Origin of the sequence: Corynebacterium qintianiae, from assembly GCF_011038645.2 — a bacterium.
GTDB classification, from domain to species: domain Bacteria; phylum Actinomycetota; class Actinomycetes; order Mycobacteriales; family Mycobacteriaceae; genus Corynebacterium; species Corynebacterium qintianiae.
In genome coordinates, this window is sequence record NZ_CP064955.1 from 1,711,145 (window position 1) to 1,725,436 (window position 14,292).

Below are 14,292 nucleotides of genomic sequence, written 5' to 3' on the forward strand. Positions count from 1 at the left end.
CCTGTGCTCTTTCCCCGAAGTGGTAGAGGACCAAACCACAATCGATCGACCGTGATGATTGGCAGGATCCATGTTCTATAGTCCGTTTTGGGAAGACTTCTGCACCAGTCAGGGCATTTCATCCTTTCGCGAGTGCAGCGACCCTCTTAGAGAGGGAGTCTTGGGCACCCTGCTGAAGAGAAACATGAGCTCGGTCGTATCCTACGACTGCGTGTTCTCGGATCCACCGAATCACCCCGCAGAACATCTCCACGTCGAGGCTCACCCGGGACAATCGGACTACTCGATCTACCTCAACGGTGTGTTCTGGTGGCATATCGGACCCACAGTCGAGGACGGCACAGTCGTTCCTGTCAGGGTGCTCAATCCCGGGCCGGGAGATCCTCACTCGCTCCTCCTTCCTGGTTCCTTTCCGGAATTCTGGGGGGAGACGTGGAACGACCAACGGTCGTATTTCTATCCCCGCTCGTTCACGTGGGCTCAGGATCGCTACCTGCGCATCATCAGTTACAGCGATCACGATTTCGCCCGCATCGGACGATGGCATGAGATGGTCATAGACACGCGATTTCACGTTGTCATTTTGTACGCGGGCCACTTTAACGAAGGTCACTACGACGTTTGGCGCATGACCCGGTTAACGCAGAGGGACAACATTGAATACGACCAGGTACTGGGGGAGACGTATAAGTGGGCAGCTCTAGATTAGAGGAACCTACCACGGCCTCGGCCACCCGGGACGAGTCCGGACCTGACCCCCGGAAAGTGAACTGCTTCCCGTTTGTTGGACAGCTGCGGCGAGCAGAGCGACCTCTGAGTCCAGAATACGTCGCCGAACGTTCGTCGTTCCCGGCCAAACTCTTTTGGTAACGTCGCGTGCCCTGCAGTTACGCGGTAACCGGAATCATCCCCACCCACATCTATCACTCGATACTCACCGAGGTGTTACTAGATACGATCGCTAAACATTCGACACCGCCGATGATGGCATTCGGAAAACACTGCATCGCCGGTGGATTGGCACCAATCCACCGGCTCAAACTGGTTGGCGATCGGCGCGATTTAGGACTCGTTGGCCTCGGACGCGGTGCTTTCCTCAGCGGACTCGTCCTCGATCTCGCCGAAGTACTCGTTCGGGTCGACAGAGTTGCCCTCTGAATCGGTGACCGTGGTGCGTGAGATGGCGGCGGCGAGAGCCTTACCGCGGCGCACGTCGGAGAAGAGGTTCGCAATCTGACCGGACTGCTGCAGCTGCATCACGAACTGGTTCGGGTCCATGCCGTAGGACTGAGCGGTGAACAAGATGTGGTCGGTCAGCTCCTGCTGGGAGACCTCCGGCTGCTCCTGCTCGGCGACGGCGTCGAGGAAAAGCTGGGTCCGCACGGACTCTTCGGCCTGCTCGCGGGTCTTGGTGTCGAACTCTTCGCGTGTGGTGCCCTGGGCCTCGAGAAGCTGTGCGAACGCGTTCTCGTCGTGGGCCATCTGCCCGAGAAGCTGGTGGAGCTGGTTGTGGGCCTGCTCCTCCACGATGGACTCCGGCAGCGCGAATTCGGACTGGGCGAGGGCGGCCTTGAGAACCTCGTCGCGGATCTCCGCGGCCTGCTCGGCCTTCTTGGATTCCTCGAGCTGGGACTTGGTGGACTCCCGCAGCTCCTCAACGGTGTCGAACTCGGAGGCCATCTGGGCGAACTCGTCGTCCAGATCCGGGAGCGTGCGCTCCTTGGTCTGCTGGACGCGGACCTTGACGTTCGCTTCCTCGCCCTTGTGCTCGCCGTACTCGATGGTGGCGGTGAACTCGGCTTCCTCCTCCGACTTCAGACCGCGCAGCGCCTTATCCAGGCCCTTGATCAGGTCGTCGGAGCCGACCTCGTAGGACAGGCCCTCCGTGGATGCCTCATCGATCGTCTCACCGTCAATCTCGGCGGTGAGGTCGATGACGGCGAAGTCGCCGGTCTTGAGCTTGCGCTTGGTGTCCTTCAGCTCACCGAAGCGGGCGCGCAGACCATCGAGCTCAGCGTCGACAGCTTCGTCGTCGATGGTCAGCGCCGGGACGGTGACAGAGATGGCGGAGAAGTCCGGCACGGTAATCTCCGGGCGAACGTCGACCTCTGCGGTGAACTCGACGACCTCGTTGTCCTCGATCTTGGTGATGTCGATCTGCGGCTGGCCGATCGGGTTCAGCTCGTGCTCCTCGACGGCCTGCTCGTAGCGCGACGGCAGCATGTCGTTGACAACCTGCTCAAGGAGTGGGCCGCGTCCGAAGCGGGCGTCGATAAGCTGGCGCGGAGCTTTGCCGCGGCGGAAACCGGGGATCGTGACCTGCTGGGCGATCGCCTTGTAGGCCTGGTCGATTTCGGTGCCGAGCTCGTCGAACGGAACGTTGACTGTCAGCTTCACGCGGGTGTCGCTGAGCTTATCGACGGAAGTCTTCACGGATATCTCCTGTAGTAATTCAAGTGTGCGTAGTCGTCAAAAGTTCGTGCACGGACAATCTCCCGCCCGCCGGCTGACTGTCCATTGTCGGGGCGACAGGATTTGAACCTGCGACCCCCTGCTCCCAAAGCAGGTGCGCTACCAAGCTGCGCCACGCCCCGTCCGACTACCGCGAATCAATCTGACTCACGGAAAGCGATTGTAGCGTGGCCGATTTCCACCCCGGATCATAGGGGCTGACTTGGCGGCGCCGCGCATGAAAAAACCGGCCCATAGAGCCGGTTGCAGTGGAGGGAATGACGGGAATCGAACCCGCGTCTTCAGCTTGGAAGGCTGAGGTATTAGCCACTATACGACATTCCCATGCGGTAACGCGGGTCAAAGTCTAACCCACAACCGCGCCGCCAGACAAAAAGGGAACTAATCACAGGGCCCACACGTTGGAAAATGGTGAACCCTACTACATAGAGAGGTCTACCCGTGTCACTTCTTCTCCTGCTCGCCGTCGTCGGCGGAGCCGTGTTCCTTTTGAGCAACCGTACCGGCGGTGGCTCGCGCAAGCAGCTCGAGCAAGAACAGCTTGACGACGCTTTGGCCGACGCGAAGCGCTGGACCGACCGCCTCGGCTCCCAGGTGCTCAGCCTCGCGGGAAGCGACACCGCTTCCACCCAGGCGATGGCTGACGCCTCCGAGCGTTACACCGCCGCCTCCGCCGCGCTCGCCGACGCGCGCACCGTCAAACAGGCGCACCTCGCCCGAGAGTCCGCGCTTGAAGGCCTGCATTACGTCAACGCGGCCCGCGAGCTCATGGGCATGCCCGCCGGCCCGCCCCTGCCCGAGTTAGAGGGCCAGCGCCGAGCCGGCCGCGTGACGGAGCAGCGCACGATTACCCAGGAGGACGGCACGACGGTGACCGCCTCCCCGCACGCCAGCGAGCAGACCCCGCACTACTACCCCGGTGGCGCCGTTGCCGGCCGCCCCGTCCCGGCCGGTTGGTACTCCGCCGCATGGTGGGCCCCGGCGATGATGACCGGCATGTGGGCCGCGAGCTCCATGATGTTCTACTCCGCGATGTTCGCGGGAATGGCGGGCACCCCGTCCTCCGAAGAGTTCGCGGCAGGCGACTTCGGCGACGCCGGCGGTGACATGGGGGACGCGGGCGACATGGGCGGCGACGCCGGTGGAGACGTGGGGGATGCCGGCGACATGGGCGGTGACTTCGGTGGAGGTGACGGAGGGTTCTTCGGCGGGGGCGACGGTGGCGGGTTCGACTTCGGGGGCTTCGACTTCTAGCCGCCGCCCGCGGCCGGTAGACTCCACGGCAGCTTTGCTTGGAATGTCTATCTAAAGGAGAAGCGATGCGAATTGCCGTATTGCTCAAGGAAGTCCCCGACACGTACAGCGATCGCACGATGAATCTGGAAACCGGCCTGACGGACCGTTCCGGCGACGTAGTGGCTGACGAGGTCGGTGAACGCGCCGTCGAGGCCGCGCTCCGCATTGCGGGGTCCGCGGGCGAGAGCCAGGTGGACATCCTCAGCGTCGGGCCAGAGACATCCGTCGGTTCGATACGTAAAGGTATCGCCATGGGTGCGACCGAGGCGTACCTGGTCTCGGACAGCAAGCTCGTCGGCGCTGACCTGACGCTGACGGCCGAGGTTCTTGCGGCGCTGGTCAAGCGGAACGGCTACGACCTCGTGGTCGCAGGCTCCTCCTCCTCGGACGGGGCAAGCGGCGTCATCCCGGCAATGGTGGGTGAACTGCTTGACTACCCCGCGCTGACGAACCTCACCGACCTGCGGGTAGAGGGCACGTCCGTCGCCGCCACCCAGGCGAGCGACGGTGCCGTGGTCGAGCTGGCGTGCGAGCTTCCGGCCGTGGCCGCGGTCTCCGACGAGTTCCCGGACGCGCGCTTCCCCAATTTCAAGGGCCTCATGGCCGCGAAGAAGAAAGAAATCAACGCGGTCACGCTCGCCGATCTCGACGTGGACCCGGAGGATTGGACCCACGCCCGCGCGATCGTCGTCGACATTGCCGAGCGCCCCGCGCGTGAGCGCGGCGAGATCGTCGACGGCAACTCCCAGGCCGCCTCCAAGCTCGTCGATTTCCTGGAGTCCAAGAACCTCACGGCCAAGGAGGCACGCTCATGAGCGACATCCTCGTCGTCATCAATCCCACCCACGACGGCTCTCTTGACCTCGCGGCGGCGGAGCTCATCGGCGCAGCCAGCGCGGCCGGTTCCCCTGTCGCCCTCACGACCAGCGCCGAACACGCCGAGGCTCTGGGCGGATACGGCGCACAGCGCGTCTTAGTCGCCGAATCAGCGGCGCTTGTCGACGCCACGTCCGCCGCGTTCGACCTCCTCTACCCCGCCGCCGTCGTGTTCGCGCACAACGCCCGCGGGCGCGAAACGGCGGCCCGATTCGCCGTGCGCAGCCGAAAGGCACTGCTCACGGACGCAACCGGGTTACGCCGTGACGCCGAGGGTGTTGTCACTGACCATTCCAACTACGGCGGTGCCTACACAACCGTCGCTGCTGCGACGCACTCGGCGCCGGTGGTAACGCTGCGCCCCGGCTCCGTCGATACGCGAGCTGAAGCCGCGGTGCCGGTTGTGGAGACCCTCGAGGTCGAGGAATCCTCGGCCCGTGACGCGGAGGTCGTTAGGGTGACCCCCATCGAGCGGACCAGCCCGCGCCCCGACCTGGTGACCGCCGACAAGGTCGTCGCCGGGGGCGTCTCACTTGGCTCGGAGGAGATGTTCGAGGAGCTCATCGGCGGACTTGCCGACGCCCTCGGCGCCGCCGTCGGTGCGACAAGGTCCGCCGTGGACGAAGGCCAGGTGCCCTATGAGGCGCAGATCGGTCAGACGGGTGTGCTCGTTTCCCCGAAGCTGTACATCGGAGTCGGCATCTCGGGCGCCGTGCAGCACCTCGTGGGAATGCAGACCTCCGACACCATAGTGGCCATCAACAACGACGCTGACGCCCCCATCTTCGAGGTGGCTGACTTCGGCATCGTCGGCGACATCTTCGACATCGTCCCGCAGATCATCACCGAGCTCGAGTCTCGGAACTAGCCAGGAAGCAGGTACCGATGCAGACTCCGCTCCGCCGTGGCCTCCCCCGAGTTGAGGGTGGCGAGCCCTGGCCTCCGGCCGGGTCCTTCGCCGAGCTCAATGTGCCCGACACCGCTGCTGCTGACACGAACGCCTCAGACACGACTGCTGCAGCCGCGGTTCCCGAGCCGGAGTCGGAGGAACTGACCGCCGTTGCCGTGCGCCGCGGCCTGCCACGCGTGCCGGGCGGTGACGCATACCCCCCGGTGACAGAAACGCTGCTCCCCGTGCCCGCCGCGGCGCAGAAAGACACCGCCCCAGTTACTGTGGCGCCTCCGGTCGCCGAGCGGGTCGCGCCAGCGAAGGAAAACGTCGCGGTGGGCGTCGAGAAGCAAGAAGTTGGCCGCGACTGGGGCCGTTGGCTGACCGCGGCCGTCTCACTCGGTTTCGCCCTGGCTCTGGGCGTGCTGCTCGCGCGCTTTATCGCCGGCACCGAATGGGGTGCGGATTTCCTCGCGCGCTACGACGGTAACCAGCCGCTGCCCGAGGGCACACCGGTGGGCCTGCCCGCCTGGTTGAACTGGGCGCATTTCTTCAACATGTTCCTGCTAGCACTGATCGTCAAAACCGGGCTGGCGGTGCGCTCCGAGCGCAAGCCAGAGGCGTTCTGGGCGCCAAAATCCAACCCGCGCGCCAAGATCTCCTTGACGCTGTGGCTGCACCTCATGCTGGACATCGCGTGGGTGGTGCTGGGCGCGGTCTTCTACGTCCTGCTTTTCACCACCGGCCAGTGGGTGCGTATCGTGCCCACGAGCTGGGACACCTTCCCCAACGCCATCTCCGCCGGGTTGCAGTACCTCACGCTGGATTGGCCGGTGGAGAACGGCTGGGTCCACTACAACGCCCTGCAGGAGTTGACATACTTCGCAGTGGTGTTCGTCGCGGCACCGCTGGCCATCATCTCCGGCGCGCGGATGAGCCCGTGGTGGCCGAAAGGCTGGTCGTTCGTGTCCATGAAAGCGGCGCGCTCGATCCACTTCCCCACGATGATTTTCTTCGTCGTGTTCACCGTCACTCACGTGGGTCTGGTGCTGCTTACCGGTATGCGGCGTAACCTCAACGCCATGTTCGCGGCGCGTGGCGACCTCGACCCCGCCACCTACGCCACGGACTGGACCGGAACGCTCGTGTTCCTCGGCGCGTTCGCGCTTCTCGCGCTGGCGTGGTTCGCCGCGCGGCCCATGTTCGTGGCCCCGCTGGCCCGCCTCACGGGCCATGTGTCTAACCGGTAAAACAAATAGCGAACACTTCTGTGCGTTAATTTCGGACCCGCTGTTGTGCGCGGGTTCCGGGCGGGTTTAAGGTATGCCTTAACTTAGTCCGGTTCCCCACGGAGCCTTCCAGAAAGATCCCCGCACATGTTCCTCGCCGCATTCCTCGTGGGCCTGCGCGAAGGCCTCGAAGCCTCGCTCATCATCGGCATCCTCTTCGCCGCCGTCAACCGCAGAAACGCCACTCACGCCCGCTCTGCAGTCGTGTCCGGGGTGGCCCTCGCCTCCGTCATCTGCATCGCCCTCGGAGCGCTGTTCACGTTCGGCCGCTACGGTTTGAGCTTCCGCACCCAGGAGGCCATCGGCGGAACCCTCTCGCTTGTCGCGGTGGTCATGATTACCGGGATGGTCCTGTCTATCTCCAACTCCCGCGGCGGGATGCGCCGCATCCTCGACGATAAAACCGGGGCCGCCCTGGAGGCCGGGACCCGCGCCGTCTTCGCCCTAGCGTTTATCGCGGTGGCCCGCGAGGGACTTGAGCTCACCCTGCTCATGTGGGGCTGGGTCGTTCAGCCGTCAGCCGTAGTCGGCGCTTTCGGCGGCATCGCGGTCGCGCTCGCCCTCGGCTGGCTGATCTACAAGGGGGCCCTGTCAATCCGCATGTCGCTTTTCCTCGCCGTCTCCTCGGCGTTGCTCATTGTCGTTGCGGCGGGGATCCTCGCGTACGCGGTGCATGACCTGCAGGAGGCGCAGATCTTCCCCGGCCCGTTCTCCGGCGCGCCGATCGCGCCGACCCACCCGCGCACCGGTGAGGTGCTTACCGGTTTTGCCACGTACCCGTTCTGGATGGCCTCCTTCCCCTTCGGCTGGGCGTTCAACGTCGAGCACGTGGTGAACCCGACGGGGTTCGTGGCGACCTTCCTTCAGGCGCTGACCGGGTTCCAGCCGAAAATGAGCTGGCTGCAGGTCGTCGCCTGGGTCGCGTATGTCGCCGCCGTGGTACCTGTGTTCCTTCGCCACCTCCGCCACACCGAGCCGGACGGGGAACCAACCGCCGGAACTGAACCAGCCACATCTCCAACCCGGGAGCGTGAGCCCGCGCTCGCCGCCGTTGCCCCCACCAACCGAAAGGTCTCCCCGTAGTGAAGAAGTTCGTCATCGCCCTCGCAGCAGGCGCCACCGCCTTATCGCTTACGTCCTGCGTGGAAAACACCGCCGGTGAAGACACGATCGCCGTCACGGCGAACGCGCAGAACTGCGACGTGTCTGCGGACAGCGCCGAGAGCGGCCACCGCACCTTCGCAATCACCAACAAGGGTGAACAAGTCACGGAGTTCTACCTCTTGGCGGATGACGGCTTGCGCGTCGTTGCGGAGCGCGAGAACATCGCCCCGGGTGAAACTGCCGAGCTCGCCGTATCGTTGGCGCCGGGCAACTACTTCACCGCCTGCAAACCGGGTTTGCGCGGGCCTAACGTGGGACAGGCCGCTTTCACCGTCACGGGCGATGCCGTCGCGGTGGACGCGAGCGACCAGGAACGCTTCGATTCAGCCGTCACCTCCTACACCCAGTTCGTGCAGCAGGAAGTCGCCCAGCTTGTCCCGCAGGTGGAGCAGTTCGCAGCCGCGTACGCCGCCGGTGACGACGCGAAGGCCCGGGAGCTCTACCCGCTGACGCGTGTGCACTACGAGCGCATCGAGCCGATCGCGGAGGCGCTGGGCGTGCTCGACGCCAAAATCGACTACCGCGAGATCGACTACCTCGCCGAGGCAGACGACCTTGCTTCGCAGGACCCGGGATTTACCGAGTGGCGCGGCTTCCACCGCATGGAGAAGGATCTGTGGCCCCCGGCCGACGAGGATGTCAACGCCGACGGATCCCCCGCCCGACTGGACTGGGCGCCGTCCTCCCCGCAGCAGCGCGCCGAGATTGCGGACAAGCTGGTTTCCGACGTCGAGGAGCTCGAGAGCGTGGTCAACGACCCCGCTTTCGCGTCCGCCAACGATGTCACCATCGACACCGTGTCCAACGGAGCGATCAGCCTGCTGGAGGAGATCGCCACCAATAAGGTCACGGGCGAGGAGAACTGGTGGAGCCACAAGGACCTCTACGACTTCCAGTCCAACCTGGAGGGCTCCCGTGTCGCCTTCGACCTCGTCGCGCCGATCGCCTCAGACAGGGGTGGGGAGGGTGCGAAGCTTGTCAGCGACATCACCGCGCGTTTCGACGACGTTCAGGCCCTGCTGGACAAGTACGGCTCCGTGGAAGGCGGGTTCACCGACTACGACAAGGTCGACGCCGGCCAGCAAGCAGAGCTTACGCGCGCGATCGACGCGCTGCGCGAGCCCCTGAGCCAGCTCACGGGAACCGTTCTGGGCATCTGAGGGGGCACATGAACATCAATCGAAGGCACTTCTTCACTCTTGGAGGCAGCCTCGCGGCAGGCGCAGGGCTGACGGCGTGCGCACGCGGGTCGGACACGGCCGCCGTCCCTGCCTCGCCCGAGGAGCTCATCGTGGAGTTCGCGGGTGAGCACCAGGCCGGGATCACCACCCCGATGCAGAACAACCTGCATTTCGCGGCGCTCGACCTAGCCGAGGACGTCGACCGCGATGACGTGATCGCGCTACTCACGCGATGGACCGACGCGGCACGCCGGTTGACGCTGGGCGGCGATGTCTCCGCAAAAGGGGCGTTCGGCGGCGGCGAGAACTTCCCGCCCGACGACTCGGGTGAGGCGTTCGACCTCGGCCCCGCCGGGCTCACCTTGACCTTCGGGTTCGGCCGCTCCTTCTTTCGCCAGCAACTCGGCCTGGATTCCGCGCTGCCTGGTGAATTCACGGCCATGCCGACAATGACGAACGACTTCCTCAACCCGGCGGCGTCCGAAGGCGACCTCTGCGTTCAGGCCTGCGCTAACGACCCCCAGGTAGCAAGCCACGCGGTACGTAACCTGACGCGGCTGGCGGTCCCCACCGCGTCGCTGCGTTGGTCCCAAATCGGTTTCGGCAGGGCCGGCGCGACCACGGGCGACCAGGCCACCCCGAGAAACCTCTTCGGCCAGAAAGACGGCACGGCGAACATCCGCGCGGAGGATAACGCTGCCTTGGACGAACACGTCTGGATCCCGTCAGTATCATCCCAGCCGTGGGCCGCCGGGGGCACTTACATGACGGTTCGGCGTATACAAATGAACATCGAGGTTTGGGACACCCTGCGCCTGCGTGAGCAGGAGCGCGTCACTGGTCGCGACAAACCGGTGGGTGCTCCCCTGAGCGGGACCGATGAGTTCGACGAACCCGACTTCAACGCGGTTGGCCCCCGCGGGCTCCCGCTCATCGATCGCAAGTCCCACCTCTACAACGTGCACCCCGCGCAAAACGGCGGGATCCGGATGCTGCGCCGCCCGTTCAACTTCGTCGACGGCTCGACTGAGCAGGGGCGGATGAACGCGGGGCTGTTCTTCGTCGCCTTCACGCGGACTCCGGACCGCTTCGCCACCGTGCACCGCTCGATGTCGCGCGACGAGATGTTCACCGAATACCTGAAAACGACCGGCACCGGAACCTACCTTGTCCCCCCGGGGGTCGGCGCTCAAGGCTACGTCGGCGAGACGTTGTTCGCCTAAGGCCAGGGCCTTCTCGGCCAACGCGGGAGCGCCGCTAGGGCGTTCCGGTGCGTTGCCAGGTGGCGTCGATAAGCTCGATGGCCCCGTCGGCGGCGAATTGCTCGAGCCAGCCCCCCATCGGGTAATCGCCCCACTTGGAATGGAAGTAGGCGGTGTTGGCGAGGATGTCGTCGAGGTGCTCCCACGGCGGCGAGGACACCGGGTGGTGCTGGTGGAAGGCGTGCGCGCCACCGACCCAGTACAGCTCGACGCCGTGGGCGGCGAGGTTGCGGGCGAAATCCGTGTCCTCGCCGCCGTAACCGGCGAACCCCGTGTCGAAGCCGCCGAACTGCGCCTCGATGCGCTGCCAGGTCTGCGCTCGCATGGCGAAGGACAGCGACCAGAACAGGTTGTAGTCCGCCGCTTTCTCGAGGTGCCCCGGCGCGGGGTTCGGCCGCGCGGGGTGCGGGTCCGGGGCGACGGTGCGCAGCTCACCGGGTTTCATGTAGGTCACCGGGCCGCTGACGACGGACTCGGGGCGAGCTGCCAGCGCCTCAACGTAGTGGTTGACCAACTCGTTTGAGGCGACGCAATCGGCGTCGAGGAAAATTAGTATCTCCGCGCCGCGCTCGATGGCGGTGCGGGCGCCGAGGTTACGGGCGGCGGCGAGGTTGCGCTCGCCCGCCACGACGTGGGATTTGGGCACCGCCTTGCGCAACACGTCCGCATCCGCCAGCGCCACCGTAATGTGCTGCGTGCCCTCCGGCTTGAGGTTGACCTGGTGGGTGAGGTGCCCGGCGCGGGAGGCGTCGGCAAGCGAGATAATCGCGATCGTGCTTGTCGACGCCCCGTTGGCCGCCCCGGCGATCACCTCCGCGGCCCTTAGTGCGGCGCCCTCGGTCTCCCAGCGCAACCAGTCCGCGCCGAGCGCGGCGGCGCGCTCGAGCAGTCCGGGCCACTCGGCGGGTGCGGGGAAGGACTCCGCGACGACGGCGAGCCCGGCACCGGCGATCTGGCGCGCGTTGAGCTTCTGCTCGATAAAGGGGCGCGGCTGGGGCAGGAGGATCGCAGGGGCTCCGGTCACTGCGATGTCGGCGATGGAGTTCTGTCCTCCGGCGGTGACGACCACGCCCGCGGTGCTGAGCAGCTCCGTGGGGTCGTCGACGCGGTTTTCACCCGCGAGGTAGGTGAAGCGGTAGCCGGGGCAGGCCTGCTCGACCGCGTCCCAGTCCTCCGGGCCCCAGGTGGAGCCGCCCTTGCCCGCCATAACCACGACATGATTCGGGTCGCGCTGCGCGCCCACGAGCGGCCTCAGCCGCGAAATCCCGCCGACGGCGTGCACGCGGCTCGCGTGGGCGGCGAGATGGTCTGGCAGCTTCACCCACGACGGCCACGCGGCGATGATGGCGTCGGCCTGCGTGTACGCGAGCTGGTGGGGCGCGTCGTCGCGCAAGCCCGGCATGGCGAGGGTGGCCACAGGCACGCCCATGAGGCGCACGAACGCGCCGACTTCGACGGAGACGTCGACGTAAAAGGCCTTCGGGTCATTCGCGGCGACCCACTCGGCGATCGCGGCGAGGCGGTGCCGCAGGCCCGCGTTGCCGTAGGGGGCGTAGTGCAGCGTGCCACCGGCCGTCATCGCGCGGCCGTGCGGGCGCGCGGCATCGTCTATGCCGTCGTCCGCGATGACCACGTCGGCGCCTTCAGAGGTTGAGAGGATGACGGACTCCTCCCCTAGCTCGGCCAGCTGACGTTGGATCTGCCGGCAACGCTGGATGTGCCCGGAGCCGTGGTGGTGCGCGTAGATTCCTATCATTTCACCATCACCTCTCGGTAGAGATCTGTGTACCTGCGCGCGGTCTGGATTAGCGAGTGGTTGCCCACCACCCACTCGCGCACCTTTGCGCGCTTGATGTGCAGCGCGATGTGGATCGCCTGGGCGAGCGAGACAACGTCGTCAGGCGCGGCCAGCGCCGCCGGCGCGTGGGCGAGCAGCTCGCCGAGCCCGCCGCGGGCAAACGCGGCCACGGGGGTGCCGCAGGCCATGGACTCGAACGCCACCAAGCCGAACGGCTCCTCCCAGCGCGGGGTGACCACCGTGACGGCGCAGCTCCCCACCAGGGCGCGCAACCCCGCGTGCGAGAGCTCGCCCAGCCAGCGGATGCTTTCGCCGTTGAGGCGCGGGGCGATTTCCTCCTGGAAGTACCGGTGGTCCCCTTTGCGTCCTGCCAGCAGCAGGGGAAGACCGAGCAGGCGGCAGGCGTCGATAGCCAAGTGCGGGCCCTTTTCCGGCACGAGGCGGCCGAACCACACGGCCGATGCCCCGCCGGGGCCGGGAAACCAGTCGGAGACGTTGACCCCGTTCGGGATTACCGCGATCGGGTGCGGGGTGGACCAGTCCGCGGCGGTGACGTGGCTCACGGCGGCGAACGCGCCGGCGGCGTCACCCGCTCGGGCGATCACGTCTTGTAATTCGTCGATAAGCGGAGTGTGGAGGGTGGTCACCATCGGCAGTTCCTCCGGCGAGTCCTCGGACGGGAACATCCACGGGCTGAGCGAATTGTTGTGAACGATGTCGTAACCTCGGCGCACCAGCAGCTGACGCAGCGCGATGAACGCGCGGTCCTCGCGCTCGCGCTCACCGTCGGGATAGCCAGTGTCGGTGGCGAGCTCGGGGTTCGCGCCCCAGTTCACCCCGGGCAGCTCGAGCTCGGGGCAATTGCCGTCCGAGCCTTTCGCCGCGAAAAAGTCCACCTCGTGGCCCTCTTGACGCAGCGCCTTGACCATAGTGTGGCAGAAGGCTTCGAGACCGCCAGCGTAAGGTTCGCGAATCGGGTAGCGCGCCGGCGCGACGAACGCGATCTTCAGCCCGGGCGTGCGGCGCAGCGCCGGGCCGCTCGGCATCGTAATTGTCATCGGCTCAGCACCTCGCGGTAGACGTCCGCGTGCACTTGGCGCACCTTCCCCAGCTGCCTCCCCCTGTCACCGCGATACGGCACCGGCCCCCGGGCGATGAGGGTGCAGGCAGCCTCGGCCGCGCTGGCCGGGTCGCCAAGAGCGTAGGTCTCGACAGCCTCGGGGGCGTCGACCTGCCCCGCGTAGCAGCCGATGTCGGGTACCGCCACGGTCGTGCCCAGGTCGCGGCACATCTCCAACCAACCTGAGTGCGTGCCCCGCGTGTACGGCAGGATGCACGCGGTGAGTTTGGCCACCTCGCCGTGCAAGGCGGCGTCATTAAACGGGTCGTGCACGACGAGCTCGACCTTGCCGCGCAACGCATCACGTAGGTCGCGGGTGGCGTCGACGTCGTGGGCGAAGACGCGCAAGGGGACGCGCCGGCCAATGGCGAGGTAGAACTCCGGGTCCGCCACCACGTTGGAGCGCAGCGACTTCACAAACACGCCGGCGATTTCCTCGCGCTGCTGAGCCGCGGGCTCCGCCACGACCGCGGGGTGCGGGACCACCCGCACATCGTTGGCGCCGAATTCGCCGCGCAGCCTTCGCGCCGCGCACTCCGTCAGCGTCAGCACCGCGTCCGCGGCGCCCACGAGGATGCGAAGACGCTCGTGGTGCTCAGCCTGCTCCTCCAGGTGCGGGTTATCCAGATCGTGCACGGTCAGTACGAGGGGCACAGGCACGGCGCGCGCGAGCTCGTCGATCTGGGCCGGCGAGCGGTGTTCGAAGCCGAAGTGGATGTGCAGAATATCCGCCTCGGGGGGCTGGAGCCAGAACCCAGCCTCCAGCGCGGGGTGCGGCCACCAGTTCCCGTCAATGTCCGGATCCGGCAGGTACGCCACACCGGCAGGGCGAATTGCCTGCGTATAGGGGTGTTGGGCGGGGATAGACAAAACCCGCACGTCGCGTACGTGCTCAGTCACCCTACCAATATAAACAACCCCGCATTTATGTGCGCCAATGCGCCC

General features: G+C 66.1%; 12 protein-coding genes and 2 tRNA genes. 8 read left to right on the forward strand and 6 right to left on the reverse strand.

Going from position 1 to position 14,292, the window contains the following annotated elements:
• Positions 1-184 precede the first annotated feature (184 nt).
• Entirely contained in the window at positions 185-709 is a 525-nt protein-coding gene (locus tag G7Y29_RS08325; RefSeq protein WP_165004473.1) for a hypothetical protein, read from the forward strand.
• A gap of 353 nt (positions 710-1,062) precedes the next feature.
• On the opposite strand, the gene tig is transcribed toward G7Y29_RS08325, so the two are convergent.
• The 3 genes from tig to G7Y29_RS08340 form a co-directional block, all read right to left on the reverse strand.
• A complete protein-coding gene (gene tig, locus G7Y29_RS08330; protein WP_165004471.1) occupies positions 1,063-2,433 on the reverse strand; it encodes a trigger factor in 1,371 nt (456 codons plus the stop codon).
• An 87-nt stretch (positions 2,434-2,520) separates the two neighbouring features.
• Positions 2,521-2,594: transfer RNA gene (locus G7Y29_RS08335), tRNA-Pro, on the reverse strand.
• A gap of 127 nt (positions 2,595-2,721) precedes the next feature.
• Positions 2,722-2,796 (reverse strand) — tRNA-Gly (locus tag G7Y29_RS08340).
• 117 nt (positions 2,797-2,913) lie between these two features.
• Between G7Y29_RS08340 and G7Y29_RS08345 the strand changes: the two genes are divergently transcribed.
• From G7Y29_RS08345 to G7Y29_RS08375, 7 genes are all read left to right on the forward strand, one after another.
• Positions 2,914-3,726, forward strand: a complete 813-nt coding sequence (locus G7Y29_RS08345) for a DUF1542 domain-containing protein (protein WP_165004469.1) — start codon at positions 2,914-2,916, stop codon at positions 3,724-3,726.
• 65 nt (positions 3,727-3,791) lie between these two features.
• A complete protein-coding gene (locus tag G7Y29_RS08350) occupies positions 3,792-4,583 on the forward strand; it encodes an electron transfer flavoprotein subunit beta/FixA family protein (RefSeq protein ID WP_165004467.1) in 792 nt (263 codons plus the stop codon).
• The gene (locus G7Y29_RS08355) at positions 4,580-5,512 is read left to right on the forward strand and encodes an electron transfer flavoprotein subunit alpha/FixB family protein (RefSeq protein ID WP_165004465.1); all 933 of its coding nucleotides are present in this window, start codon (positions 4,580-4,582) and stop codon (positions 5,510-5,512) included. The genes G7Y29_RS08350 and G7Y29_RS08355 overlap by 4 nt, the downstream gene beginning before the upstream one ends.
• Positions 5,513-5,529: 17 nt before the next feature.
• Positions 5,530-6,783, forward strand: a complete 1,254-nt coding sequence (locus G7Y29_RS08360; RefSeq protein ID WP_165004463.1) for a cytochrome b/b6 domain-containing protein — start codon at positions 5,530-5,532, stop codon at positions 6,781-6,783.
• Positions 6,784-6,909: 126 nt separating this feature from the next.
• Complete coding sequence (locus tag G7Y29_RS08365) at positions 6,910-7,905, forward strand: FTR1 family iron permease (protein ID WP_165004461.1); 996 nt, start codon at positions 6,910-6,912, stop codon at positions 7,903-7,905.
• Positions 7,905-9,146: an iron uptake system protein EfeO gene (gene efeO / locus G7Y29_RS08370; protein WP_165004459.1), complete on the forward strand. Its 1,242-nt coding sequence runs from the start codon at positions 7,905-7,907 to the stop codon at positions 9,144-9,146. Before G7Y29_RS08365 ends, efeO begins: the two co-directional genes overlap by 1 nt.
• An 8-nt stretch (positions 9,147-9,154) precedes the next feature.
• Positions 9,155-10,390, forward strand: a complete 1,236-nt coding sequence (locus G7Y29_RS08375) for a Dyp-type peroxidase (protein ID WP_165004457.1) — start codon at positions 9,155-9,157, stop codon at positions 10,388-10,390.
• Positions 10,391-10,424: 34 nt separating this feature from the next.
• On the opposite strand, the gene G7Y29_RS08380 is transcribed toward G7Y29_RS08375, so the two are convergent.
• The 3 genes from G7Y29_RS08380 to G7Y29_RS08390 are packed head-to-tail and all read right to left on the reverse strand — an operon-like array spanning position 10,425 to position 14,247.
• The gene (locus G7Y29_RS08380; protein WP_165004455.1) at positions 10,425-12,185 is read right to left on the reverse strand and encodes a glycosyltransferase; all 1,761 of its coding nucleotides are present in this window, start codon (positions 12,183-12,185) and stop codon (positions 10,425-10,427) included.
• Complete coding sequence (locus G7Y29_RS08385) at positions 12,182-13,285, reverse strand: glycosyltransferase (RefSeq protein WP_165004453.1); 1,104 nt, start codon at positions 13,283-13,285, stop codon at positions 12,182-12,184. Before G7Y29_RS08385 ends, G7Y29_RS08380 begins: the two co-directional genes overlap by 4 nt.
• Positions 13,282-14,247, reverse strand: coding sequence for a glycosyltransferase family 4 protein (locus tag G7Y29_RS08390; RefSeq protein WP_165004451.1), 966 nt, complete (start codon positions 14,245-14,247; stop codon positions 13,282-13,284). Before G7Y29_RS08390 ends, G7Y29_RS08385 begins: the two co-directional genes overlap by 4 nt.
• Positions 14,248-14,292 lie beyond the last annotated feature (45 nt).

Bases quoted from the DNA above. Each gene is read 5' to 3' on its own strand.
- G7Y29_RS08375 (WP_165004457.1), top strand. From the start codon at position 9,155: ATGAACATCAATCGAAGGCACTTCTTCACTCTTGGAGGCAGCCTCGCG.
- G7Y29_RS08355 (WP_165004465.1), top strand. From the start codon at position 4,580: ATGAGCGACATCCTCGTCGTCATCAATCCCACCCACGACGGCTCTCTT.
- G7Y29_RS08360 (WP_165004463.1), top strand. From the start codon at position 5,530: ATGCAGACTCCGCTCCGCCGTGGCCTCCCCCGAGTTGAGGGTGGCGAG.
- G7Y29_RS08325 (WP_165004473.1), top strand. From the start codon at position 185: ATGAGCTCGGTCGTATCCTACGACTGCGTGTTCTCGGATCCACCGAAT.
- G7Y29_RS08365 (WP_165004461.1), top strand. From the start codon at position 6,910: ATGTTCCTCGCCGCATTCCTCGTGGGCCTGCGCGAAGGCCTCGAAGCC.
- G7Y29_RS08385 (WP_165004453.1), bottom strand. From the start codon at position 13,285: ATGACAATTACGATGCCGAGCGGCCCGGCGCTGCGCCGCACGCCCGGG.
- G7Y29_RS08350 (WP_165004467.1), top strand. From the start codon at position 3,792: ATGCGAATTGCCGTATTGCTCAAGGAAGTCCCCGACACGTACAGCGAT.
- G7Y29_RS08380 (WP_165004455.1), bottom strand. From the start codon at position 12,185: ATGATAGGAATCTACGCGCACCACCACGGCTCCGGGCACATCCAGCGT.